Consider the following 18,932-nt stretch of genomic DNA (forward strand, 5'->3'; position numbering starts at 1 on the left):
CGCCCCCGAATAGCGATTTCGGAGCACGGCCCACCGTGCTGTAAGGTCTCTCTCGGTAGCGTGTCCGAGCGGCCGAAGGAGCTCGCCTCGAAAGCGAGTGTGGCGCAAGTCACCGAGGGTTCAAATCCCTCCGCTACCGCTGAAAAAGGGCCTCGTCGAAAGACGGGGCCCTTTCTGCGTCCATAGCCGCGCGCATCTCCGTCGCACGCCCCCGTTCGCGCCCCCGGACCCGGCAACGGGCCTCGACCAGCGGGCCGTTGGCCCCCGAGGGGGGCGCGAAGGTTACACTCGCGGCCGGCAGCAGGGTCCACAGGCTACGCAGACATGCCGGCAGAGGCAGGCACAGGGGAGGCCGCGGTGGCGGTGAATGCCAAGAAGATCGCCACGTACGTGCTCGTGGTCTTCGCGCTCTACGTGATCATCACAGACCCGGCCAAAGCGGCCGATTACGTCCAGATAGGCTTCGAGGGTATATCGGACGCGGCCAAGGCCATCGGTTCGTTCATGACCTGGGTCGTCAACGGAGCCAAATAGCGCACCACCCTCGGGAGCAACCATGATCCGCCACCTGGTCCTCTTCAAGCTCAACGAGGGCGTCGGGCGCGACGATCCGCGGGCCGTCGCGGGCGCCGCGGCCTTCTCCGCACTCGGCGGGCAGATCGAGGAGCTGCGCTTCTGGGAGTGCGGCTGGAACATCACCGAGCGCCCCATCGCCCACGACTTCGCGATCAATTCGGCGGTCGAGGACGGGGACGCGCTGAAGCGGTACCTGGAGCACCCGGCCCACCAGGCGGCCGCGGCGCAGTGGCGGGAGTTCGCCACGTGGGTGATCGCCGACTACGAGTTCTGAGCCGTACGGCGGCCCCCTGGGGGGCCGTACGAGGCTTTCCGGAGACCGTACGGGACCTTCTGGGGACAGGCCCTCCGCCGGGAACAGCGGGGGGCTTTTCTGCGTCTTATGCCCCAACTTGCCGTCTTTCACTCTCAACACGACGTTATGCGGTGCTTGCGCACGGTGCACATGTCTTGTGATGCTATGACCGCTTTTGACGGATGATTGACCGATGAAGAGGTGGCGTTGACCGTGTCGGCCAGTTCTGCGCCGCCCCAGGAAGAGGCGCCCGCCCCCGCTCCCCCCACTGCCCAGCCTCCCGCCCAAGGACCCGCCCAGCCCCCCGCCCAGGCACCCGCGCCGCCCCCGGAGAAACGGCGGGGCGCCGACACCCGGGCGCTGACCCAGGTGCTCTTCGGGCAGCTGAAGGACCTCAAGCCGGGCACGCCGGAGCACAACCGGGTGCGCGCGGCGCTCATCGAGGCGAACCTCCCGCTCGTGCGCTACGCGGCCGCCCGCTTCCGCTCCCGCAACGAGCCGATGGAGGACGTCGTCCAGGTCGGCACCATCGGGCTGATCAACGCCATCGACCGCTTCGACCCGGAACGGGGCGTGCAGTTCCCGACCTTCGCCATGCCGACCGTCGTCGGCGAGATCAAGCGCTACTTCCGGGACAACGTCCGTACCGTGCACGTCCCGCGCCGGCTGCACGAGCTGTGGGTCCAGGTGAACAGCGCGACCGAGGACCTGACCACCGCCTTCGGACGCTCCCCCTCCACCGCCGAGATCGCCGAACGGCTGCGGATCAGCGAGGAGGAGGTGCTGTCCTGCATCGAGGCCGGCCGGTCGTACCACGCGACCTCCCTGGAGGCCGCCCAGGAGGGCGACGGGCTGCCGGGCCTGCTGGACCGCATCGGCTACGAGGACCCGGCCCTGGACGGCGTGGAACACCGCGACCTGGTCCGCCATCTGCTGGTCCAGCTCCCGGAGCGCGAACAGCGCATCCTCCTGCTGCGCTACTACAGCAACCTCACCCAGTCGCAGATCAGCGCGGAGCTGGGCGTCTCCCAGATGCACGTCTCCCGCCTCCTGGCCCGCAGCTTCCAGCGACTGCGCTCGGCCAACCGCATCGAGGCCTGACCGCACCCGCCGCCGCGGTTCCCGCCCCGAGCCCCGCCCGGAGGCCCGCCCCGAGGGCCGCCCCGAGGCCCTCCGCACGCTACGGCGCACGCGCCGTCGCACGGGCCGCCGCACGCACCGGCGCAGCGCCCGCAGCAGGACCCGTTACCGGTCCGAGACACGCTTCAGGCGACTTGGTGCGGCCGTAACCGCAAGCAGGATCGAGCCATCACCGTCACGAGCGAATCGCTCACCAGCGCACTTCCCGACAGTTGGGGGGCGAAATACCGTCAGACCCCCTGCATCCAGGGCGGATTCACATTTCCCATGTCGACATGTCACTACAGCGTGTTGCCGACATGTGACATTCTGCGGGAAGCGCGTTTGCCGGGGCTTCGGCTCCGGTATTCAGGTGAAGGCGCCGTTCCTCGTGAGGGGCGTCGCCGCGACCGTCCCGCGACCCAAAGGGGGTGGCATGTCCGCAGACCAGGGCAGCTCGAAGGTGCTTACGCTCACGAAGAGCGAGGCAGCGCCCAAGGAGCTCGACGCCATCGACGTGCTCGACAGCATCGACGGCGCCCCGGCGCTGGAGACCCCTCCGACCCCGGATCTCCCGGTGGCCTCGGGAAACCTCGACACCCGCACCCTGTCCCGCTCCCTGTTCCTGCGCCTCGCCGCACTCGATGAGGACAGCCCCGAGCGTGCCTATGTCCGGGACACCCTGATCGAACTCAACCTCCCCCTCGTGCGCTACGCGGCGGCCCGCTTCCGCAGCCGCAACGAGCCGATGGAGGACATCGTCCAGGTCGGCACCATCGGCCTGATCAAGGCGATCGACCGCTTCGACTGCGAACGGGGCGTGGAGTTCCCGACGTTCGCGATGCCGACGGTCGTCGGGGAGATCAAGCGGTTCTTCCGCGACACCTCCTGGTCGGTCCGCGTCCCGCGCCGCCTCCAGGAGCTGCGCCTGGCCCTCACCAAGGCCAGCGACGAGCTCTCCCAGAAGCTGGACCGCTCCCCGACGGTCACCGAACTGGCCGCCGTGCTGGGCGTGTCCGAGGAGGACGTGGTCGACGGCCTGGCCGTGGGCAACGCCTACACCGCCTCCTCCCTCGACTCCCCGGCCCCCGAGGACGACGGCGGCGAGGGCTCGCTGGCCGACCGCCTCGGCTACGAGGACACGGCCCTGGAGGGCGTCGAGTACCGCGAGTCGCTGAAGCCGCTGCTGGCCAAGCTGCCGCCCCGCGAGCGCCGGATCATCATGCTCCGCTTCTTCGCGAACATGACCCAGTCCCAGATCGGCGACGAGGTCGGCATCTCCCAGATGCACGTCTCCCGCCTGCTGACCCGCACCCTGGCCCAGCTCCGCGAGGGCCTGATCGCGGACTGAACCGGCTCCGACGGGTTCCTTACTGACGGAGTGTCAGCCACACTGGCGCGATGCTTCTCCGTAGGACACCGAGTGGCCGCCGAGGCGCCGTCACGGCAGCGTCGGCGGCCGCCGTCTGCCTGGCCTCGGCACTCACGGCGTGCGGAGGCGGTGACAGCGGCGGCTATACGGCGGTGGGAGCGGTCGGCACCTCACCGGGGGCGTCGTCGAGACCTACGGGATCGGTGACGCTGGTCCCGCTGGACGGTTCCCCGGCGGGGGCGGCCGGCGGCTCACCGTCGACGAAGGACGGCCGGCCGACAGCAGTGGCCGGGTCGGCCGGAAACCCGGCGGCCCCGGCCACGACGCCCTCACCCGCCGCCCCCCGCCGTGACGGCACCCGGCCCGGGCCGTCCGCTCCACCGGCCCCGAACCCACCACGGCCGACCGCCGCTTCGCCCACCGGCACCACCCCCGCCGACACCTCGCCCGCCGCCCTCACCTGGAGCACGCCCACCCGCGAACCCACGGACAAGCGGTGGTGCGAGAAGGTGACCGTCGAGTTCCGCAACTCGGGTGGCACGGCGGTCCGTTCCGGCAAGGTCAGCCTCGGCACGCACATCATCGACCTGCTCGGCATCGACTGGGCGACGATCGAATCGACGGAGTCCCTGCCGGCCCCGGTCGCGCCCGGCGCCCGTACGAGCGGGACCTGGACGGTCTGCGTGGACGACTGGCGCGTGCCCCTGGGCATGCACGTCGAGACCCGGGTCGAGACGGTCGACTGGAGCTGAGCCGCGGCGCGTCCGTGCGGGCACGACGAAAGCCCGGGGTAGTGGACCCCGGGTTCTTCGTCGGGCCGCCGCCCCGACCCTCGTACCGTCCGAGGGGCCGAGCGGGCGACGGGTGACTACTTGAGTGCCAGCCAGGCCACCGCCGCGACCACGACCACCACGGCGACGACGCCGAGGATCAGGCCGATGCGGGGGCCGCCGGAGGCGGAGGGGGACGCCGTCTGCTGGGAGGTCTGCGGGGCCTCGTCGACGAACGCCCGGAACATCTGGGTGCTGCCGGCGGGGTCGTAGTTGCCCTGGGGGCCCTGGGTGTTAGCCATGCCCCGAGACACTAGCGAATCCGGTGGTCCGGCCCAAGTGGGGGGCTGCCCGTAAGCGCAACCAGCCTCACCTGGGTGTTTACGTTCGCAATACTTGTCTTTGCCAAGTTTTTATCCCCACCCCCGCCCGCTTATTTGCCTGTGGCAACCAAGCAGTTCTATGGTTGCCCCAAGCAACGAATACGGGAGGTGTGATGGCGGAGCAGGCGCAGTTCGAGGAGCTGGCGCGTCAGCTCAGCGCCGTCGGAGCTGTGAAGCGGGACCTCGCGCGGATCCTGCCGCACGAATGCCCGGCCGGTTCCGCGGCCGTGCTGACGCTGCTCGGCCGCTACGGATCCATGCGCATGAGCAAGCTCGCCGAGCTGCTCGCCGTGGACATGTCCGTGACCAGCCGGCACGTGGCGCACGTCGCCGAGCGCGGCTGGATCGAGCGGTCCCCCGACCCGGCGGACAAGCGTTCCCGCATCCTGCGCCTCACCCCCGCGGGCGAGGCGACGCTACGGGACCTGTCCCGGCGCAGCACCGAGCTGCTCACCGAGCGGCTGGGCGACTGGAGCGACGAGGAGGTCGACCAGCTGATCCGGCTGATGACCCGGCTCCGGGACAGCTTCGACTGCCGGACCGGCCCTGTGCGGGCGACGGCGACGGGCCCGGCCGAGCCGGCCCCGGGATCCCCGAAGGCCGCCGCCACGGCCACGGTCGCCTCCGCCGCCCGCGCCCCCACCATCGCCCCCGTACTCGAACCGACCACCCGTACACCCGCGTAAGACGTAAGAAAAGGAAGCCCATGGCAACGACCACACCAGCCGGTGTGCGGGCCCATGCAAGGCACGGGGGAGGCTCCGTCGAGCAGGATGCCCCGATGACGCACCGGCAGATCATGGAAGCGATATCCGGGCTGCTGCTCGGCATGTTCGTGGCGATTCTGTCCTCCACGATCGTCACCAACGCCCTGCCGCACATCATCACCGACCTGGGCGGCGGCCAGTCCGCCTACACCTGGGTCGTCACCGCCTCCCTGCTGGCCATGACCGCGACCACCCCGCTGTGGGGCAAGCTGTCCGACCTGTACAGCAAGAAGGCGCTCGTCCAGATCGCCCTGGTCATCTACGTCCTGGGTTCCGCGGCCGCCGGTCTGTCGCAGAACGCCGGCATGCTGATCGCCTGCCGTGTCGTCCAGGGCATCGGTGTCGGCGGTCTGTCGGCGCTCGCCCAGATCGTCATGGCCGCGATGATCTCGCCGCGTGAGCGCGGCCGTTACTCCGGCTACCTCGGCGCGACCTTCGCCGTCGCCACCGTCGGCGGCCCGCTGCTCGGCGGTGTCATCACCGACACCTCGTGGCTGGGCTGGCGCTGGTGCTTCTACGTCGGCGTCCCCTTCGCCGTCGTCGCGCTGATCGTGCTGCAGAAGACCCTGCACCTGCCGGTCGTGAAGCGGGACGTCAAGGTCGACTGGTCCGGCGCGTTCTTCGTCGCCGCCGCCGTCTCGCTGCTGCTGGTCTGGGTCACCTTCGCCGGTGACAAGTACGACTGGATCTCCTGGCAGACGTACGCCATGATCGGCGGTTCGATCGTGCTCGGCCTGATCTTCGTGCTCATCGAGTCGAAGGCCAAGGAGCCGATCATCCCGCTGCGGCTGTTCCGCAACCGCACCATCACGCTGGCCTCGCTGGCCTCCCTGTTCGTCGGTGTCGCGATGTTCACCGGCACGGTCTTCTTCAGCCAGTACTTCCAGCTGGCCCGGGACAAGTCCCCGACGATGTCCGGCGTGCTGACGATCCCGATGATCGGCGGTCTGTTCGTCTCCTCCACCGTCTCCGGGCAGTTCATCACCCGCACCGGCCGCTGGAAGGCCTGGCTGGTCAGCGGTGGCGTCCTCGTGACGGCCGGCCTCGGCCTGCTCGGCACCATCCGGTACGACACGGCGTACTGGAAGATGGCGATCTTCATGGCGCTGCTGGGTCTCGGCATCGGCATGATGATGCAGAACCTGGTGCTGTGCACGCAGAACCAGGTCGAGCCCTCCGACCTCGGGTCGGCCAGCTCCACGGTCACCTTCTTCCGTTCCCTCGGTGGTGCGGTCGGCGTCTCCGCGCTCGGCGCGGTGATGGCCCACCGGATCACGCACTACGTGACGGAGGGCGCCGCCGCCCTTCCGCACAAGTACCAGGCCGCCCTGGCCGGCTCGAGCTCGTCCAGCGACAGCCTCCCGGACCTGGGCAAGCTGCCCGTCCCGCTGCGCACCCTCTTCCAGAGCGCCTACGGCCACGGCATCGCCGACGTCTTCCTGATCGCCGGCTGCCTCGCGGCCCTCGCGTTCCTGATCAGCCTGTTCATCAAGGAGGTCCCCTTGAGGACCAAGGGCGCGCTCGCCCAGGCCGCCGCCGAGGAGCAGGGCATCGAGGCCGCTCCGGTCGCCGCCGCCGCTGCCGTCCCGGCTGCCGCCGAGGAGACGGTCCCCAGCTGGGCCGCCCCCGTCGTGAGCGGCACCACGGACACCGCCGCGGAAGCCACCCGGCAGTTCACCGCCGTGGCGACCCTCGCCGCCCCCGAGCAGTCGGCGGGCTCCGGCTCCACCCCGGTGCACGGCTTCGTGCGCGGCGCCGAGAGCGCCCCGGTCGCCCAGGCCGCGGTCACCCTCATCTCGCTCTCCGGCCGCCAGCTGGGCCGCTCGGTCGCGGGCTTCGACGGCTCCTACCGCCTGGACGCCCCCGGCGCGGGTTCGTACGTGCTGATCGCCTCCGCCGACGGCTACCAGCCGCAGGCCTCCACCGTCCTGGTGGGCGAGGACCCGCTGCCGTACGACATCCTGCTCAGCGGCACCAGCGGGCTGAGCGGTGTGGTGCGGGGCGCGGGCAGCGCGCTGCCGGTCAAGGACGCGATGGTGATCGTCACCGACGTGCGCGGCGACCTGCTGGCCACCGCGGCAACCGGTGAGCAGGGCCAGTTCGTCTTCGGCGACCTGGTGCCGGGTGTGGTGACGGTCGCGGTGAACGCGGCCGGGTACCGCCCCCGCGCGCTGCCGGTCCAGATCGGTACCACCGGGGTCACCCGGATCGAGGTCGACCTGGACGCCGGCGCCCAGCTCCAGGGTGTCGTCAGGGCCCCGCACGGGCCGCTGGCCGACGCCCGCGTCACCCTCGTGGACGCGGCCGGCAACGTGGTCGGCACGTCCACCACCGGCCTGGACGGCGCGTACGCCTTCGCCGACCTGGACGGCGGTGACTACACCGTGATCGCGACGGGCTACCCGCCGGTCGCCACGGCCCTGAACGTCACCGGCGCCGGTGTCGACGGGCACGACATCGAACTCTCCCACCCCGGCGAGTAGTTCACCCCGGCCCGGGGCAGCGATGGTTCATCGGCTGCCCCGGGCCGTCGCAATCTGTGCAATTTATAGGGCTTTTCACGCCTCTAGATCGGTTTTCAGGGAGAATTCGGGATGGGACTCACCGCCAGGATCCGCACCCGGGACGGATGGGCCGTGTCGCACGCGGTCGTCACGGTGACCGACATGACCGGCACGCAGGTGCTGCGCGTCGAGGCGGACGAGGAGGGCACGGTACGGGACCCGAACCCGCTCGTGCCCGGGGCGTACACCGTCATCGTCACCGCCGTGGGCTACGCGCCCGCCGCCTCCAGCGCGATCGTCACCGCCAGCGGCCGTGCCGAGATCGGCAAGGTCACGCTCGCCCGGCAGGGCGGCACCGAGCTGCCGCCGCCCGGCCCGTGGACCGCCGACCCGGCGCACTCCACGGTCGCAGCGGTCGCCCAGCACCTGGGCATCTCCAGCGTCCGCGGTCGCTTCACCGACTTCACGGCGGCCATCGAGATCGCCCCCGACGACGTCACCAAGTCCCGCGTCCAGGCCGTCATCCGGGCCGCCTCCATCGACACCGGCAACGGCATGCGCGACACGCATCTGCGCTCGGCCGACTTCCTGGACGTCGAGCGGTACCCCGAGCTGACGTACACCTCGACGGGCCTCACGGCGGCCGGCTCCGACCGCTGGACGGTCCACGGCGAGCTGTCCATGCGCGGAGTCGTCCGACCCGTCGACCTCCACCTCGCCTACCTGGGCACCGGCGCCGACCCCTGGGGCGGCACGCGGGCCGCGTTCCGCGCGACGGCCGAGCTGCACCGCGAGGACTTCGCGATGAACTACAACCAGGTCGTCCAGGCGGGCATCGCGGCCATCGGCACGACCCTCAAGGTCGAGCTGGAGATCCAGGCGGTGCAGGGCGAATCCCTGCCGCAGGCGTAGGCACAGCAGGGACAGGCAGAGGCAGGCGGGGCGGGTCCCGTCGGCCTAGGCTGGCGGCATGGCACCGAACATCGCGACGAACACCGCCGTCTCCCTCGACGAACTGCTGGACTTCGTACGGCCCCGCCACCGTGCGATCCTGCTCACGCGCCGCGCCGACGGCAGCCCCCAGGGGTCACCGCTGACCTGCGGGGTCGACGACTCCGGGCGGATCGTGGCCTCCACGTACCCCGAGCGGGCCAAGACCCGGAACGCCAAGCGGGACGAGCGGGTGAGCGTGATCGTCCTGAGCGACGACTGGAACGGGCCGTGGGTCCAGATCGACGGCAGCGCGGAGGTGATCGACTCGCCCGAGTCGGTGGAGCCGCTGGTGGAGTACTACCGGAACATCGCCGGGGAGCACCCGGACTGGGACGAGTACCGGGCGGCGATGCTGAAGCAGGGCAAGTCGATCATTCGGGTGACACCGGAGAAGTGGGGGCCGGTGGCCACCGGGGGGTTCCCGGCGCGGTTGGCCTCGCCGGAGGCCTAAGAGGTGGGGGGTGCGGGTCGGTCGGCGGGTGCGGGTGGACTGTGGCTGGTCGCGCCCCGCGGCGGAGCCGCATATCGGACACGGTCCCGCGCCCCTCAGGTGGGTCGAGTCACCTTCGCCTCGATGCCGGCGATCAGTAGATCCAGCGCGAAGGTGAAGTCCCTGTCCAGCATCTCGGCGACCGTGTCGCCACCCCTCGCGGCCATCAGGTCCTTGGACTCCTCGATGATCTGGGCCGTCGCCGGTGCCTCGGTCACCGCGGTCATCGCGGTGCTGACGTACTCGTCCGGGGTCAGGCCGGCCGCTGCCACCCGCTCGGCGAAGTGGCCCTCGATCGTGCCGTAGCCGTAGACGAACTGGAAGACGGCCGAGATCGCGCCGGTCACCCCGTGTGCGGGCAGACCGGCGCGGCGGACTACCTGCTGGACCACCCGGGAGAAGGCCAGCGCGTGGGGGCCGATGTTGAGGTACCGGCCGGCCAGCGGGGAGAGCCAGGGGTGGCGGACCAGCAGCGCGCGGTACTCCGTGGCCAGCGCCCGCAGTTGCTCCCGCCAGTCGCCGTCGGCCGCGTCCGGCAGGCGCAGTTCGCCGAAGGCCGCGTCGAGGGCGAGTTCCAGCAGGTCGTCCTTGGTGTCGACGTACCAGTACACGGACATGGCGGTCACGTTGAGCTCGGCAGCCAGCCGCCGCATGGAGAACTTGTCGAGCCCGTCGGAGTCCAGGAGCCGGACACTGACCGAGGTGATGCGCTCGCGGTCGAGCCCGGAGGGCTGACCGCTACGGCCGCCCTTGCGGGCCTTCTCCTCCAGCCACACACTGGCCCGCGCCATCACGGCCTCCTCCTCGACGATCACTTCTCAAGATGCTACGGCTGCATCGCCCCTGGAAGGGGCGCGGGACGGTGTCCGATATGCGGCTTCGCCCCGTGCGCGCGACCAGCCGCGAACCACCCGTACCCGCGATCCGAGACATACCCCCTCCCCCTCAGGCGACATTCCTCTCCGCCCGACGAAGAAGCCCCGCCGCCACGAACCCCCCGGCCACCACCTCGACCGCCCCACCAACTGCCCGGCTCCCAGCCCCGCCGACAGCGTTTTCCCGGGCGTACGCCGGAGGGCGGTGGCCAAAGCCACCGCCCTCTCGCCGATCAGGCGACCGTCAGCTGCCGCTCGCCTTCTGCGTGAGGTCGTAGAAGGTGGACGAACCGACCGTCACCTTCTTGAAGTTCTTCTCGACCCACGAAGTGATCTGCGAGGACGTGCCGCTGCTGCTGCCGCCCATGCCGCCGCCGGTGCCGGAGGAGATGAAGTAGTGGATCCTGCCGTCCGCCACGTACTCCTTGAACTGGGCCAGCGTCGGGGACGGGTCGGTGCCGTTGAAGCCGCCGATCGCCATCACCGAGTCGTCGGTGGCCAGCTGGTAGCTCGCCGCGTTCTGGGCACCGATGGCCGCCGCGACCCAGGTGTACTTCGAGGCGTCCTGCGCCAGCAGCTTCTTGGCCTCGGAGGTGACGGTCGCGCCGTTCAGCAGGCCGCCGACGCCACCGCCGCCGCCCATGCCGCCGCCTTCGCCCATCTGGCCACCGCCGGGGAAGCCGTTGCCGTTCTGCGTGCTTCCGTTCCCGTTACCCTGCTGGTTCTGGCCCGGCATGCCGCCGCCGAAGCCGCCGGTACCGCCGCCGGGGAAGCCGCCCGTGCCGTTCTGGCCCTGCTGGTTCTGGGTGTTGCCGTTGCCGTTCTGGCCCTGCCGGTTCTGGCCGAAGCCACCGCCGCCGCCCGTGCCGCCCCGGCCACCGGGACCGCCGCCGAAGCCCATCATGCTCGCGCCCGCCGGGCCCGCCGTCGGGATGGAGCCGGTGTGCGCGGAGTTCACCGTGCTGAGGGTGTACGCCGTCGGACCCGCCAGCGCCGCCACCAGGCCCACCGCGGCCGCCCCGAGGGCGAGTTGACGGCTGATCCGGCCCGCGAAGATCAGGCCGAGCGCGGCGGCCAGACCGCCGATCAGGACCAGCCACTTCAGCCAGGGCAGGTACGTGGAGGTGCGGTTGAGAAGGACGTAGCCCCAGACCGCGGCCGAGACCACGGCGGCGGCGAGGGTGATCGACGCCCACAGCTCGGCGCGCTTCTCCCACAGCAGCCCCGCGCCCATGCCGACCACGGCGGCGAGGTAGGGGGCGAGGGCGACCGTGTAGTACTGGTGGAAGATGCCGGCCATGTAGCTGAAGACCACCATGGTGATCAGCAGCGAGCCGCCCCACACCAGGAACGAGGCCCGGGTCACCGAGGTCCGCTTCAGCCTGCGCGTCGCCACCAGGCCCGCGACCAGCAGGAGCAGCGCGGCCGGGAGCAGCCAGGAGATCTGGCTGCCGATCTCGGAGTTGAACATCCGGTCCCAGCCGGTGGCACCCCACTGCCCGGAGCCGGTGCCGCCGCCACCGCCGCCGACGCTGCCGGTCTCGTCGCCGCTGAGACGGCCGAGGCCGTTGTAGCCGAAGGTCAGCGACAGGAAGCTGTTGTCCTGCGAACCGCCGATGTAGGGGCGGGAGGAGGCCGGCCACAGCTCGACGATCGCCACCCACCAGCCCGCCGAGACGATCAGCGCGCCGGTCGCGAGGGCCAGCTGGCCGATCCGCTTCTTCAGCGTGTGCGGACCGACGGCCGCGTACACGAACGCCAGCGCCGGCAGGATCAGGAACGCCTGCAGGGTCTTGGCGAGGAAGGCGAAGCCGATCGCCACGCCCGCCCACACCAGCCACTTCGTCCTGCCGTCCTCGACCGCGCGGACGACGAAGTAGCAGGCCAGCGCCATCAGCAGGGCCAGCATCGCGTCCGGGTTGTTGAAGCGGAACATCAGCGCCGCGACGGGCGTGAGCGCGAGCACGGCGCCCGCGACCAGGCCGGCCGCGGGGCTGAACCGGCGGCGCACGGAGGCGTGGACGACCGCGACCGTGCCGACCCCCATGAGGACCTCGGGGCCGAGGATCGTCCAGGAGTTCAGGCCGAAGATCCGGGCCGCGATCTCCATCGGCCACAGGAACGCCGAGGGCTTGTCGACGGTGATCGCGTTGCCCGCGTCCAGCGAGCCGAAGAACATCGCCTTCCAGCTCTTGGTACCCGCCTGGACGGCGGCCGAGTAGAAGGAGTTGGAGTAGCCGTTGGCGCTCAGGTCGTAGAAGTAGAGCACCGCGGTCACGAGCAGCAGGCCGAGGAAGGCCGGGCGCGCCCAGCGGGGGTCCTCGGGGCGGCCGCGCCAGAGTCTGCGGGCGAAGGGCTGCTTGGGCTCGCCCGAGCCCGCCTGCGGCACCGGCGCGGCCGGGACGTCCTGGACGGCCGGCGACTGCCGGGGCGCCGGGGGCGCCTCGGGGGGCGGTCCCCACGGGGCCGGACGGTCGGTGTGGGTGCTGCTCATCGGGGATCCCCCGGATCGGTGTCATGGGGGCGCACCGGCTGCAACTGCATGGTGGCGTCCCTCCAGGTGCCGTCCGCGGCCTCGCCGGCGCGGAGTCGGGTGGTCGTGGTGGCGCCCTGGGCGTAGGGCTGGTGCGCCGGGCGCTGCGGGAGCGGGCTCTGCGGCTGGTGTCCGCCGGAGACCGTGGTGTACGTCGGCGACGACGGGTTGTGCGTGGCCACCACCGTGGAGGAGTCCGGCCGGCTGCCGTCGCGGTCCGGGAAGACCCAGGCGCGGAAGAGCAGGAAGCGCAGGACGGTCGCGGCGAGGTTGGCGGCGACCAGCACCGCCAGCTCGGTGGAGTGCGCGGGGTCGTTGCTCGCCGCGTTCAGGGCGGCGAGCGAACCGCTGGTCAGCGCCAGGCCGATGCCGAAGACGACCAGGCCCTGCGCCTGGTGCCGGACCGCCCCGCCCCGGCCGCGTACCCCGAAGGTCAGGCGCCGGTTGGCGGCGGTGTTGGCCACGGCCGACACCAGCAGCGCGAGCGCGTTGGCGATCTGCGAGCCGGAGAACTGCCGGAAGAGGCTGTACAGCGCCAGGTAGAAGAGGGTCGACAGGGCGCCGACCACGCAGAAGCCGACGAGCTGGCGGGCCAGGCCCTTCGGCACGTCCTGGATGTCGCGGTCGCGCGGGTCGTCGCCGAACGGGCGGGCGATCCGGTCCAGCGGCAGCGAACCGGTGGCCAGCGCCTTGCCGACCCGCCACACGCCCTTGAGGTCGTCGGTGGCCGTCTTCACGATGTGCACGGTCGAGTCCGGGTCGTCGACCCAGTCGACGGGCACCTCGTGGATGCGCAGGCCCGCGCGCTCGGCGATCACCAGCATCTCGGTGTCGAAGAACCAGCCGGTGTCCTCGACCATCGGCAGCAGCACCTGGGCGACATCGCGCCTGATCGCCTTGAAGCCGCACTGCGCGTCCGAGAAACGGGCCTGCAGCGAGCCGCGCAGGATCAGGTTGTACGAGCGGCTGATGAACTCCCGCTTGGCGCCGCGCACCACGCGCGACGAGCGGGCCAGCCGGGAACCGATCGCCAGGTCGGAGTGGCCGGAGATGAGCGGCGCCACCAGCGGCAGCAGCGCGTTCAGGTCGGTCGACAGGTCCACGTCCATGTACGCGAGGATCGGCGCGTCCGAGGCCGACCAGACGGTCCGCAGCGCACGGCCGCGGCCCTTCTGCTCCAGCCGGAACGACTTGACCTCGGCCAGCTCCGCCTCGAGCCGCTTCGCCACCTGGGGGGTGGTGTCCGTGGACGCGTTGTCCGCGATGGTGATGCGGAACGCGTACGGGAAGGTGCGCTTGAGATGGTCATGCAGTCTGACGACGCATGGGCCGAGGTCCTTCTCCTCGTTGTAGACGGGGATCACTACGTCCAGGACAGGCGTACCGGCGTCTCCGGCCGGGAGGTGCTCCCGCGCCGGCAGGGTGCCGGGAGAAGAGTCGGTTCGCATGCGAACGACTCTGGTCAAGCGCCCTGTTGCACCCATGTGGTGGCACTGTGCTGTGCCTGTGAGTGCGATTGCCAGTTCGTTTCGGGGTCCGGCTGCGGGGCCGCCGGGGCAAGCGCGGGCAGATAGAGGGTGAACACCGTGCTGCCGGGAACGCTGTCCACGGTGACGGCACCGCCGTGCGCGGACGCGACGGCCTGCACGATGGCGAGCCCCAGGCCGGTGGACCCGGTGGACCGCGACCGCGCGGCGTCGCCGCGCGCGAACCGCTCGAAGACGTGCGGCAGCAGGTCCGGCGGAATGCCCTGTCCGTTGTCCTCGACGTCCACGCACATCCACGGTCCGCGCCGCTGGATACGGGCGGTGATGGTGGTCCCCGGCGGGGTGTGCTTGCGCGCGTTGCCCAGCAGGTTGACCAGCACCTGCTGGATACGGGCCGCGTCGGCGGCCACCAGGGCCGGCTCGTCGGGCAGGTCGAGGCGCCAGTTGTGGTCCATGCCGGCCGCGCGCGAGTCGCTGATGGTGTCGACGACGAGCGGGATCAGGTCGGTGTGCTCGAACTGCAGCGGACGGCCCGCGTCCAGCCGGGCGAGCAGCAGCAGGTCCTCCACCAGGAGGGTCATCCGCCCCGCCTCGGACTCGATACGGCCGAGGGCGTGCCGGGTGTCGGGCCCGACCTCCTCCCGGCCGCGCCGGGTCAGCTCGGCGTACCCGCGGATGGAGGCGAGCGGGGTGCGCAGCTCATGGCTGGCGTCGGCGACGAACTGCCGTACCCGCATCTCGCTCTGCTGGCGGGCGTGCAGGGCGCCGTGCACGTGGTTGAGCATGCGGTTGAGCGCGGCGCCGACCTGGCCGACCTCGGTGTGCGGGTCGCACTCGGACTCCGGGACCCGCTCGCTGAGGTTGACCTCGCCGGTGTGCAGGGGGAGTTCGGAGACGCGGGTGGCGGTGTTGGCGACCCGGCGCAGCGGGCGGGTGGCCACGCCGACCATGACGGTGCCGGCGAGGGAGGCGGCGATCAGGCCGGAGAGGGTGAGGCTGATCTCGACGATGATCAGGGTGTTGATCGTGCCGTCCACGTCGGAGGTCGGGATGCCGACGTAGAAGGTGCCGTCGTTGCCCTTGACGTACTGGGCCTGGTACGTGCCGAGGCCCGGGATGTCGACCGTGTGCGGCAGCTGGTCCTGGGCGACGGAACCGAGCGCCCGCTTCTGGGCCTCGGTGAGGTCCTCGGGGGTCATCTGGGTGTAGCCGGCGGAGTTGTTCTCCTTGGTGCCGACCTTGCCGCTGGTGATCGACCCGTTCTCGACCTGGGCCGCGATGGTCTTCTGCGGCTGGGGCCCCTGGGTGACGAGGTCGCCGAGGCTCTTCTGCTGGTTCGGCTTGAGCTTGCCGGCGTTGCCGGCCGGGGGGCTGCCCTTGCCACCGAAGCCGCCCAGGGGTCCGCCGGCCACGCGCAGCGCGACCTCGCGCAGGTTGCTGTTCAGCTGCCCGTACAGGTGGTCCCGCAGCACGAGGGTCGTGACGGTCCCGATCACCGCGCAGACCACGGCGATCAGGGTCACGGACACGACGACGAGCCGGGTCCGCAGGGTGCGCGGCTGTCCCTTTCCCACTCTCGACTTCACTCGAGCGAGGGGACCCCCACGTCGCTTCTGCGCACGCGGCCGTCGTCGCCCGCTCATGACGCGGCGGGCTTGATCAGGTAACCGGCCCCACGCCGGGTGTGGATCATCGGCTCCCGGCCGGCGTCTATCTTCCTGCGCAGGTACGAGATGTAGAGCTCGACCACATTGGCCTGCCCGCCGAAGTCGTACGACCACACCCGGTCCAGGATCTGGGCCTTGCTGAGCACGCGCCGCGGGTTGCGCATCAGGAAGCGCAGCAGCTCGAACTCGGTGGCGGTGAGGTGGATCGACTCCCCGGCCCGCGAGACCTCGTGGCTGTCCTCGTCCAGGGTGAGGTCACCGACGACGAGCACCGAGTCCGACCGCCGGTCCGCGGCTCCGGAGCGGCGGATCAGCCCACGCAGCCGGGCCACGACCTCTTCGAGGCTGAAGGGTTTGGTGACGTAGTCGTCGCCGCCCGCGGTGAGACCGGCGATCCGGTCCTCGACCGCGTCCTTCGCGGTGAGGAACAGCACCGGCACGTCGGGCAGCTCGCGCCGCAGGCGACCGAGAACGGTGAGGCCGTCCATGTCGGGCAGCATCATGTCGAGGACGACGGCGTCGGGCCGGAACTCCCGGGCGGTCTGGATGGCACCCGTGCCGTCACCCGCACTCCGGATCTGCCAGCCCTCGTAACGCAGGGCCATGGACAGGAGTTCGGTGATCGACAGCTCGTCGTCCACCACAAGCACTCGGACGGGGCTCCCGTCCGGCCTCAGCAGTTCGGTGCGCCCCTGGGGCGAGGTCGTGGTCATGGTGGACACCTTGTCGGGGTCCTCTGAGAACACGCTTTCACTAATCTGTGATTTCCCTAAGAAACACACAGGCGACTCTCAGGGAACGCCTGGGAATCCCCTCACGTGCGCACGAACTCGTGACCGCGCCCCGCCTGCGGGCTGTGTGGATCATGTACGTCCGGTGTGTGGCCCGGCCCGCTGATGAAAGCCCGATGAACCGCTGATGAGAGCGTACCGGGGCGGGCGGCAGGGCGCCTGTCGGGTGGATTCGGGCGGACCTCGGCAGGTCCGTCGCCGGGGGTCCTTCCCGGGCGTTCGGCGCGATTCAGAACAGCCCCTCCTGGGGTGCGATGAACTCCCGCACGGGTACGCCGAGTTCGCCCTCGCCCCCCGCGCCGACGGCGGTCAGTTCCCACCCGGGCAGCAAGCGCGTGTCGAGGACGACGACCCCGCGCCGGGTGGCGAGATGCAGATCCGGCCCGGCGGCCGCGACGAGCTCGCCGCTCACCACGCCGCCCGGGACCAGCTCGACCACCTCGCCGACGGCGGCGGGCGCCCCGTCAAGGTTGAACACCCGCATGTGGTCGACGACTTGGCAGGGCTCGGGAACGAGCGCCTCGGGCCACGCCCCGAGCGCCAGGGCCCGGGCGTGCAGCGCGACGACCTCGGCGGCCCGCTCGGTGGAACTGCCCGGCAGGGCGGCCCGTACGACGCGCTTGTCGCCGTAGGGAATCCGGTCGGGCACCCTGAGCGCGGCCCGCAACAGCTCCTCGGCCCGCCGCGCGGCCATCAGCGGCCCGGCGCCCAGCCAGCTGAAGCACACCGCCCCCTGCTCCAGCAGCCGCGCCGACCCGCGCTCGACGCCGGTGATCCCGACCTTGACCATCCCGGGCCCGAACCACGCCAGATACACGTGGTACGGCCGGGGATCATCGGCGATGCCGTCGGCGGCCACGGAGTGCGCCCGGTCCAGCCGGCCGCACTCCTCGCAGCGGGCGCCGGTACTCCGCCCGGAGACGGAGGCGCGTACCGCGCAGGGGTGCCCACGCGCCCCTACGCACTCCCGCCCGCCTCCGTCAGCCGCCCGGAAGGCGACACGCTTGCCCGGCCCGAGCACACTGCGCCGCCCGCCGCTCCACGCCAGCACGGGCCCGTCGTCCGACCATCGCAGCCCCGAGCATTTCCACACCTGTGCCATCACTCGCGAGCGTAGAGGGCGGCACTGACAACGGGGCGGAGCCGGGTACTTGGCTTCGAGTGCCGGCTCCTGGTCAGCCGCCGGCCCGGGCGGTGGCCGGCTCGGCCTCCCCGGTGGCGGTCACCGGCTCCAGCACGGACCCGGTACGCCGTCCCCGGCCCGCGAGCCGGCACCCCACGCATCCGGGGTGGCCGTCGCGTGCGCCGGTGTCCCGTGTTCCCAGGGCCCACTGCGCCCGGGGCCGGGGGCCGGGCGGCTTGCCCCAGCCGGCCAGGTGCAGATACCAGGTGACCAGGATGCCCAAGGCACCCACCGCGCCCCCTGCGACCAGGGCGGGGACCGAGACGGCACACACCCCCCACCCCAGCAGACCGCTTCCGACGGTCGCGATCGCGGTACCCGTCCACCCGGCGACCGTGTGACCTTCATCGTGCAGACTCACGTACCCGCCTCCCCTTCATAGGCAGCGGAAACTTCAATGGCAGCAGAGACCCGACGTCCGACGCGAGGACGACTAGAATCCCTCACTGTCTAAGAAATTTACCCTCTACATCTCTCACGTGCTAAGGGAATCGGCGAATCTCCAAGGAATCGGGGACGACCATGCACGGCAAGCCGCGACCGCCCGCGGACCCCGTCCGCGCCCTGTCCGCGATGGACCACCTCATCGCGGCCCATGTGATCGGCCAGCAGGAGCTGGCCCGGCGGCTCGGGGTCAACGTCACGGACCTCACCTGCTTCGGCTTCGTCCTGGAGGCGGGCGAGGACCTGCTGACGGCGGGTGACCTGGCCGCCCGTGCCCATGTGACGACGGGCGCGGTGACGGGCATCCTCAACCGCCTGGAACGCGCGGGTTACGTGACCCGGCGCCCCGACCCCGACGACCGCCGCCGGGTCAGGGTGGCCGCGGTCCCGGACGCGGTCAGCCGCGTCGAAGCGGTGTACGCCGGCCACTACAGACGCCTCACGGACCTGTTCGCCGACTACACCCCCGACGAACTGGCCACCCTCACCGACTGGTTCACCCGCGCGACGAATCTGGCCCACGAATACCTGGAACGGCTGAACCACAACGAGTCCGAGGCGTCCGGCGGCTCCCTGGGGCCGTGCTGAGTCCTCCCCCGGGTAGAGCAGCCGCATCCACCCGTTTTCCACCCTGCTTCCACCCATGGGTCCAAGTGCCGGACGGGTCCGGAACCGGATAGTCG

At 71.1% G+C, this 18,932-nt stretch carries 18 protein-coding genes and 1 tRNA gene; 11 read left to right on the forward strand and 8 right to left on the reverse strand.

Annotation, left to right across the window (positions count from 1 at the left end; genetic code table 11):
- Window positions 1-54 precede the first annotated feature (54 nt).
- The 6 genes from ACZ4N4_RS13665 (at window position 55) to ACZ4N4_RS13690 (ending at window position 4,114) form a co-directional block, all read left to right on the forward strand.
- Window positions 55-139 (forward strand) — tRNA-Ser (locus ACZ4N4_RS13665).
- A gap of 185 nt (window positions 140-324) precedes the next feature.
- The gene (locus tag ACZ4N4_RS13670) at window positions 325-534 is read left to right on the forward strand and encodes a hypothetical protein (protein ID WP_467589141.1); all 210 of its coding nucleotides are present in this window, start codon (window positions 325-327) and stop codon (window positions 532-534) included.
- A 22-nt stretch (window positions 535-556) separates the two neighbouring features.
- A complete protein-coding gene (locus ACZ4N4_RS13675; RefSeq protein WP_453568267.1) occupies window positions 557-850 on the forward strand; it encodes a Dabb family protein in 294 nt (97 codons plus the stop codon).
- 234 nt (window positions 851-1,084) lie between these two features.
- Window positions 1,085-1,972 (forward strand): RNA polymerase sigma factor SigF, encoded by an 888-nt coding sequence (locus ACZ4N4_RS13680; protein WP_450760618.1) that lies wholly within the window; start codon window positions 1,085-1,087, stop codon window positions 1,970-1,972.
- 454 nt (window positions 1,973-2,426) lie between these two features.
- Window positions 2,427-3,341, forward strand: coding sequence for an RNA polymerase sigma factor SigF (locus tag ACZ4N4_RS13685; RefSeq protein WP_453382261.1), 915 nt, complete (start codon window positions 2,427-2,429; stop codon window positions 3,339-3,341).
- A 50-nt stretch (window positions 3,342-3,391) separates the two neighbouring features.
- Window positions 3,392-4,114, forward strand: coding sequence for a hypothetical protein (locus tag ACZ4N4_RS13690; protein WP_467587936.1), 723 nt, complete (start codon window positions 3,392-3,394; stop codon window positions 4,112-4,114).
- Between the two features lie 116 nt (window positions 4,115-4,230).
- Here the strand turns inward: ACZ4N4_RS13690 and ACZ4N4_RS13695 are convergent, their stop codons facing one another.
- Window positions 4,231-4,434: a hypothetical protein gene (locus ACZ4N4_RS13695; protein WP_351695652.1), complete on the reverse strand. Its 204-nt coding sequence runs from the start codon at window positions 4,432-4,434 to the stop codon at window positions 4,231-4,233.
- Between the two features lie 194 nt (window positions 4,435-4,628).
- Between ACZ4N4_RS13695 and ACZ4N4_RS13700 the strand changes: the two genes are divergently transcribed.
- From ACZ4N4_RS13700 to ACZ4N4_RS13715, 4 genes are all read left to right on the forward strand, one after another.
- Window positions 4,629-5,201 (forward strand): MarR family winged helix-turn-helix transcriptional regulator, encoded by a 573-nt coding sequence (locus ACZ4N4_RS13700; protein WP_467587939.1) that lies wholly within the window; start codon window positions 4,629-4,631, stop codon window positions 5,199-5,201.
- 95 nt (window positions 5,202-5,296) lie between these two features.
- Window positions 5,297-7,765 (forward strand): MFS transporter, encoded by a 2,469-nt coding sequence (locus tag ACZ4N4_RS13705; protein ID WP_467587941.1) that lies wholly within the window; start codon window positions 5,297-5,299, stop codon window positions 7,763-7,765.
- Between the two features lie 111 nt (window positions 7,766-7,876).
- Window positions 7,877-8,698, forward strand: coding sequence for a YceI family protein (locus ACZ4N4_RS13710; protein ID WP_467587944.1), 822 nt, complete (start codon window positions 7,877-7,879; stop codon window positions 8,696-8,698).
- A 58-nt stretch (window positions 8,699-8,756) separates the two neighbouring features.
- Window positions 8,757-9,230: a PPOX class F420-dependent oxidoreductase gene (locus ACZ4N4_RS13715; protein ID WP_360481068.1), complete on the forward strand. Its 474-nt coding sequence runs from the start codon at window positions 8,757-8,759 to the stop codon at window positions 9,228-9,230.
- 95 nt (window positions 9,231-9,325) lie between these two features.
- Here the strand turns inward: ACZ4N4_RS13715 and ACZ4N4_RS13720 are convergent, their stop codons facing one another.
- The 7 genes from ACZ4N4_RS13720 to ACZ4N4_RS13750 form a co-directional block, all read right to left on the reverse strand.
- Window positions 9,326-10,060, reverse strand: coding sequence for a TetR/AcrR family transcriptional regulator (locus ACZ4N4_RS13720; RefSeq protein WP_467589083.1), 735 nt, complete (start codon window positions 10,058-10,060; stop codon window positions 9,326-9,328).
- Window positions 10,061-10,388: 328 nt separating this feature from the next.
- The gene (locus tag ACZ4N4_RS13725; RefSeq protein WP_467587947.1) at window positions 10,389-12,638 is read right to left on the reverse strand and encodes a glycosyltransferase family 39 protein; all 2,250 of its coding nucleotides are present in this window, start codon (window positions 12,636-12,638) and stop codon (window positions 10,389-10,391) included.
- Window positions 12,635-14,125 (reverse strand): bifunctional glycosyltransferase family 2/GtrA family protein, encoded by a 1,491-nt coding sequence (locus ACZ4N4_RS13730; RefSeq protein WP_467587950.1) that lies wholly within the window; start codon window positions 14,123-14,125, stop codon window positions 12,635-12,637. The genes ACZ4N4_RS13725 and ACZ4N4_RS13730 overlap by 4 nt, the downstream gene beginning before the upstream one ends.
- Before the next feature lie 14 nt (window positions 14,126-14,139).
- The gene (locus ACZ4N4_RS13735) at window positions 14,140-15,807 is read right to left on the reverse strand and encodes an ATP-binding protein (RefSeq protein ID WP_467587953.1); all 1,668 of its coding nucleotides are present in this window, start codon (window positions 15,805-15,807) and stop codon (window positions 14,140-14,142) included.
- A complete protein-coding gene (locus ACZ4N4_RS13740; RefSeq protein WP_194078854.1) occupies window positions 15,804-16,544 on the reverse strand; it encodes a response regulator transcription factor in 741 nt (246 codons plus the stop codon). Before ACZ4N4_RS13740 ends, ACZ4N4_RS13735 begins: the two co-directional genes overlap by 4 nt.
- Before the next feature lie 307 nt (window positions 16,545-16,851).
- Window positions 16,852-17,724: a DUF2797 domain-containing protein gene (locus tag ACZ4N4_RS13745; RefSeq protein ID WP_467587956.1), complete on the reverse strand. Its 873-nt coding sequence runs from the start codon at window positions 17,722-17,724 to the stop codon at window positions 16,852-16,854.
- A gap of 73 nt (window positions 17,725-17,797) precedes the next feature.
- On the reverse strand, window positions 17,798-18,166 hold the full coding sequence (locus tag ACZ4N4_RS13750) for an HGxxPAAW family protein (RefSeq protein ID WP_467587959.1): 369 nt from the start codon (window positions 18,164-18,166) through the stop codon (window positions 17,798-17,800).
- A 161-nt stretch (window positions 18,167-18,327) separates the two neighbouring features.
- Between ACZ4N4_RS13750 and ACZ4N4_RS13755 the strand changes: the two genes are divergently transcribed.
- Window positions 18,328-18,837, forward strand: a complete 510-nt coding sequence (locus ACZ4N4_RS13755; protein WP_467587961.1) for a MarR family winged helix-turn-helix transcriptional regulator — start codon at window positions 18,328-18,330, stop codon at window positions 18,835-18,837.
- The last annotated feature ends 95 nt before the right edge of the window (window positions 18,838-18,932 follow it).

This window comes from Streptomyces sp. NPDC026538, assembly GCF_055567535.1.

What these genes read in the sequence shown, in the direction of transcription:
- ACZ4N4_RS13670 (WP_467589141.1), top strand. Translation starts at nt 325, where the DNA reads ATGCCGGCAGAGGCAGGCACAGGGGAGGCCGCGGTGGCGGTGAATGCC.
- ACZ4N4_RS13675 (WP_453568267.1), top strand. Translation starts at nt 557, where the DNA reads ATGATCCGCCACCTGGTCCTCTTCAAGCTCAACGAGGGCGTCGGGCGC.
- ACZ4N4_RS13685 (WP_453382261.1), top strand. Translation starts at nt 2,427, where the DNA reads ATGTCCGCAGACCAGGGCAGCTCGAAGGTGCTTACGCTCACGAAGAGC.
- ACZ4N4_RS13690 (WP_467587936.1), top strand. Translation starts at nt 3,392, where the DNA reads ATGCTTCTCCGTAGGACACCGAGTGGCCGCCGAGGCGCCGTCACGGCA.
- ACZ4N4_RS13695 (WP_351695652.1), bottom strand. Translation starts at nt 4,434, where the DNA reads ATGGCTAACACCCAGGGCCCCCAGGGCAACTACGACCCCGCCGGCAGC.
- ACZ4N4_RS13700 (WP_467587939.1), top strand. Translation starts at nt 4,629, where the DNA reads ATGGCGGAGCAGGCGCAGTTCGAGGAGCTGGCGCGTCAGCTCAGCGCC.
- ACZ4N4_RS13705 (WP_467587941.1), top strand. Translation starts at nt 5,297, where the DNA reads ATGACGCACCGGCAGATCATGGAAGCGATATCCGGGCTGCTGCTCGGC.
- ACZ4N4_RS13710 (WP_467587944.1), top strand. Translation starts at nt 7,877, where the DNA reads ATGGGACTCACCGCCAGGATCCGCACCCGGGACGGATGGGCCGTGTCG.
- ACZ4N4_RS13715 (WP_360481068.1), top strand. Translation starts at nt 8,757, where the DNA reads ATGGCACCGAACATCGCGACGAACACCGCCGTCTCCCTCGACGAACTG.
- ACZ4N4_RS13720 (WP_467589083.1), bottom strand. Translation starts at nt 10,060, where the DNA reads ATGGCGCGGGCCAGTGTGTGGCTGGAGGAGAAGGCCCGCAAGGGCGGC.
- ACZ4N4_RS13725 (WP_467587947.1), bottom strand. Translation starts at nt 12,638, where the DNA reads ATGAGCAGCACCCACACCGACCGTCCGGCCCCGTGGGGACCGCCCCCC.
- ACZ4N4_RS13730 (WP_467587950.1), bottom strand. Translation starts at nt 14,125, where the DNA reads ATGCGAACCGACTCTTCTCCCGGCACCCTGCCGGCGCGGGAGCACCTC.
- ACZ4N4_RS13735 (WP_467587953.1), bottom strand. Translation starts at nt 15,807, where the DNA reads ATGAGCGGGCGACGACGGCCGCGTGCGCAGAAGCGACGTGGGGGTCCC.
- ACZ4N4_RS13740 (WP_194078854.1), bottom strand. Translation starts at nt 16,544, where the DNA reads ATGACCACGACCTCGCCCCAGGGGCGCACCGAACTGCTGAGGCCGGAC.
- ACZ4N4_RS13745 (WP_467587956.1), bottom strand. Translation starts at nt 17,724, where the DNA reads ATGGCACAGGTGTGGAAATGCTCGGGGCTGCGATGGTCGGACGACGGG.
- ACZ4N4_RS13755 (WP_467587961.1), top strand. Translation starts at nt 18,328, where the DNA reads ATGCACGGCAAGCCGCGACCGCCCGCGGACCCCGTCCGCGCCCTGTCC.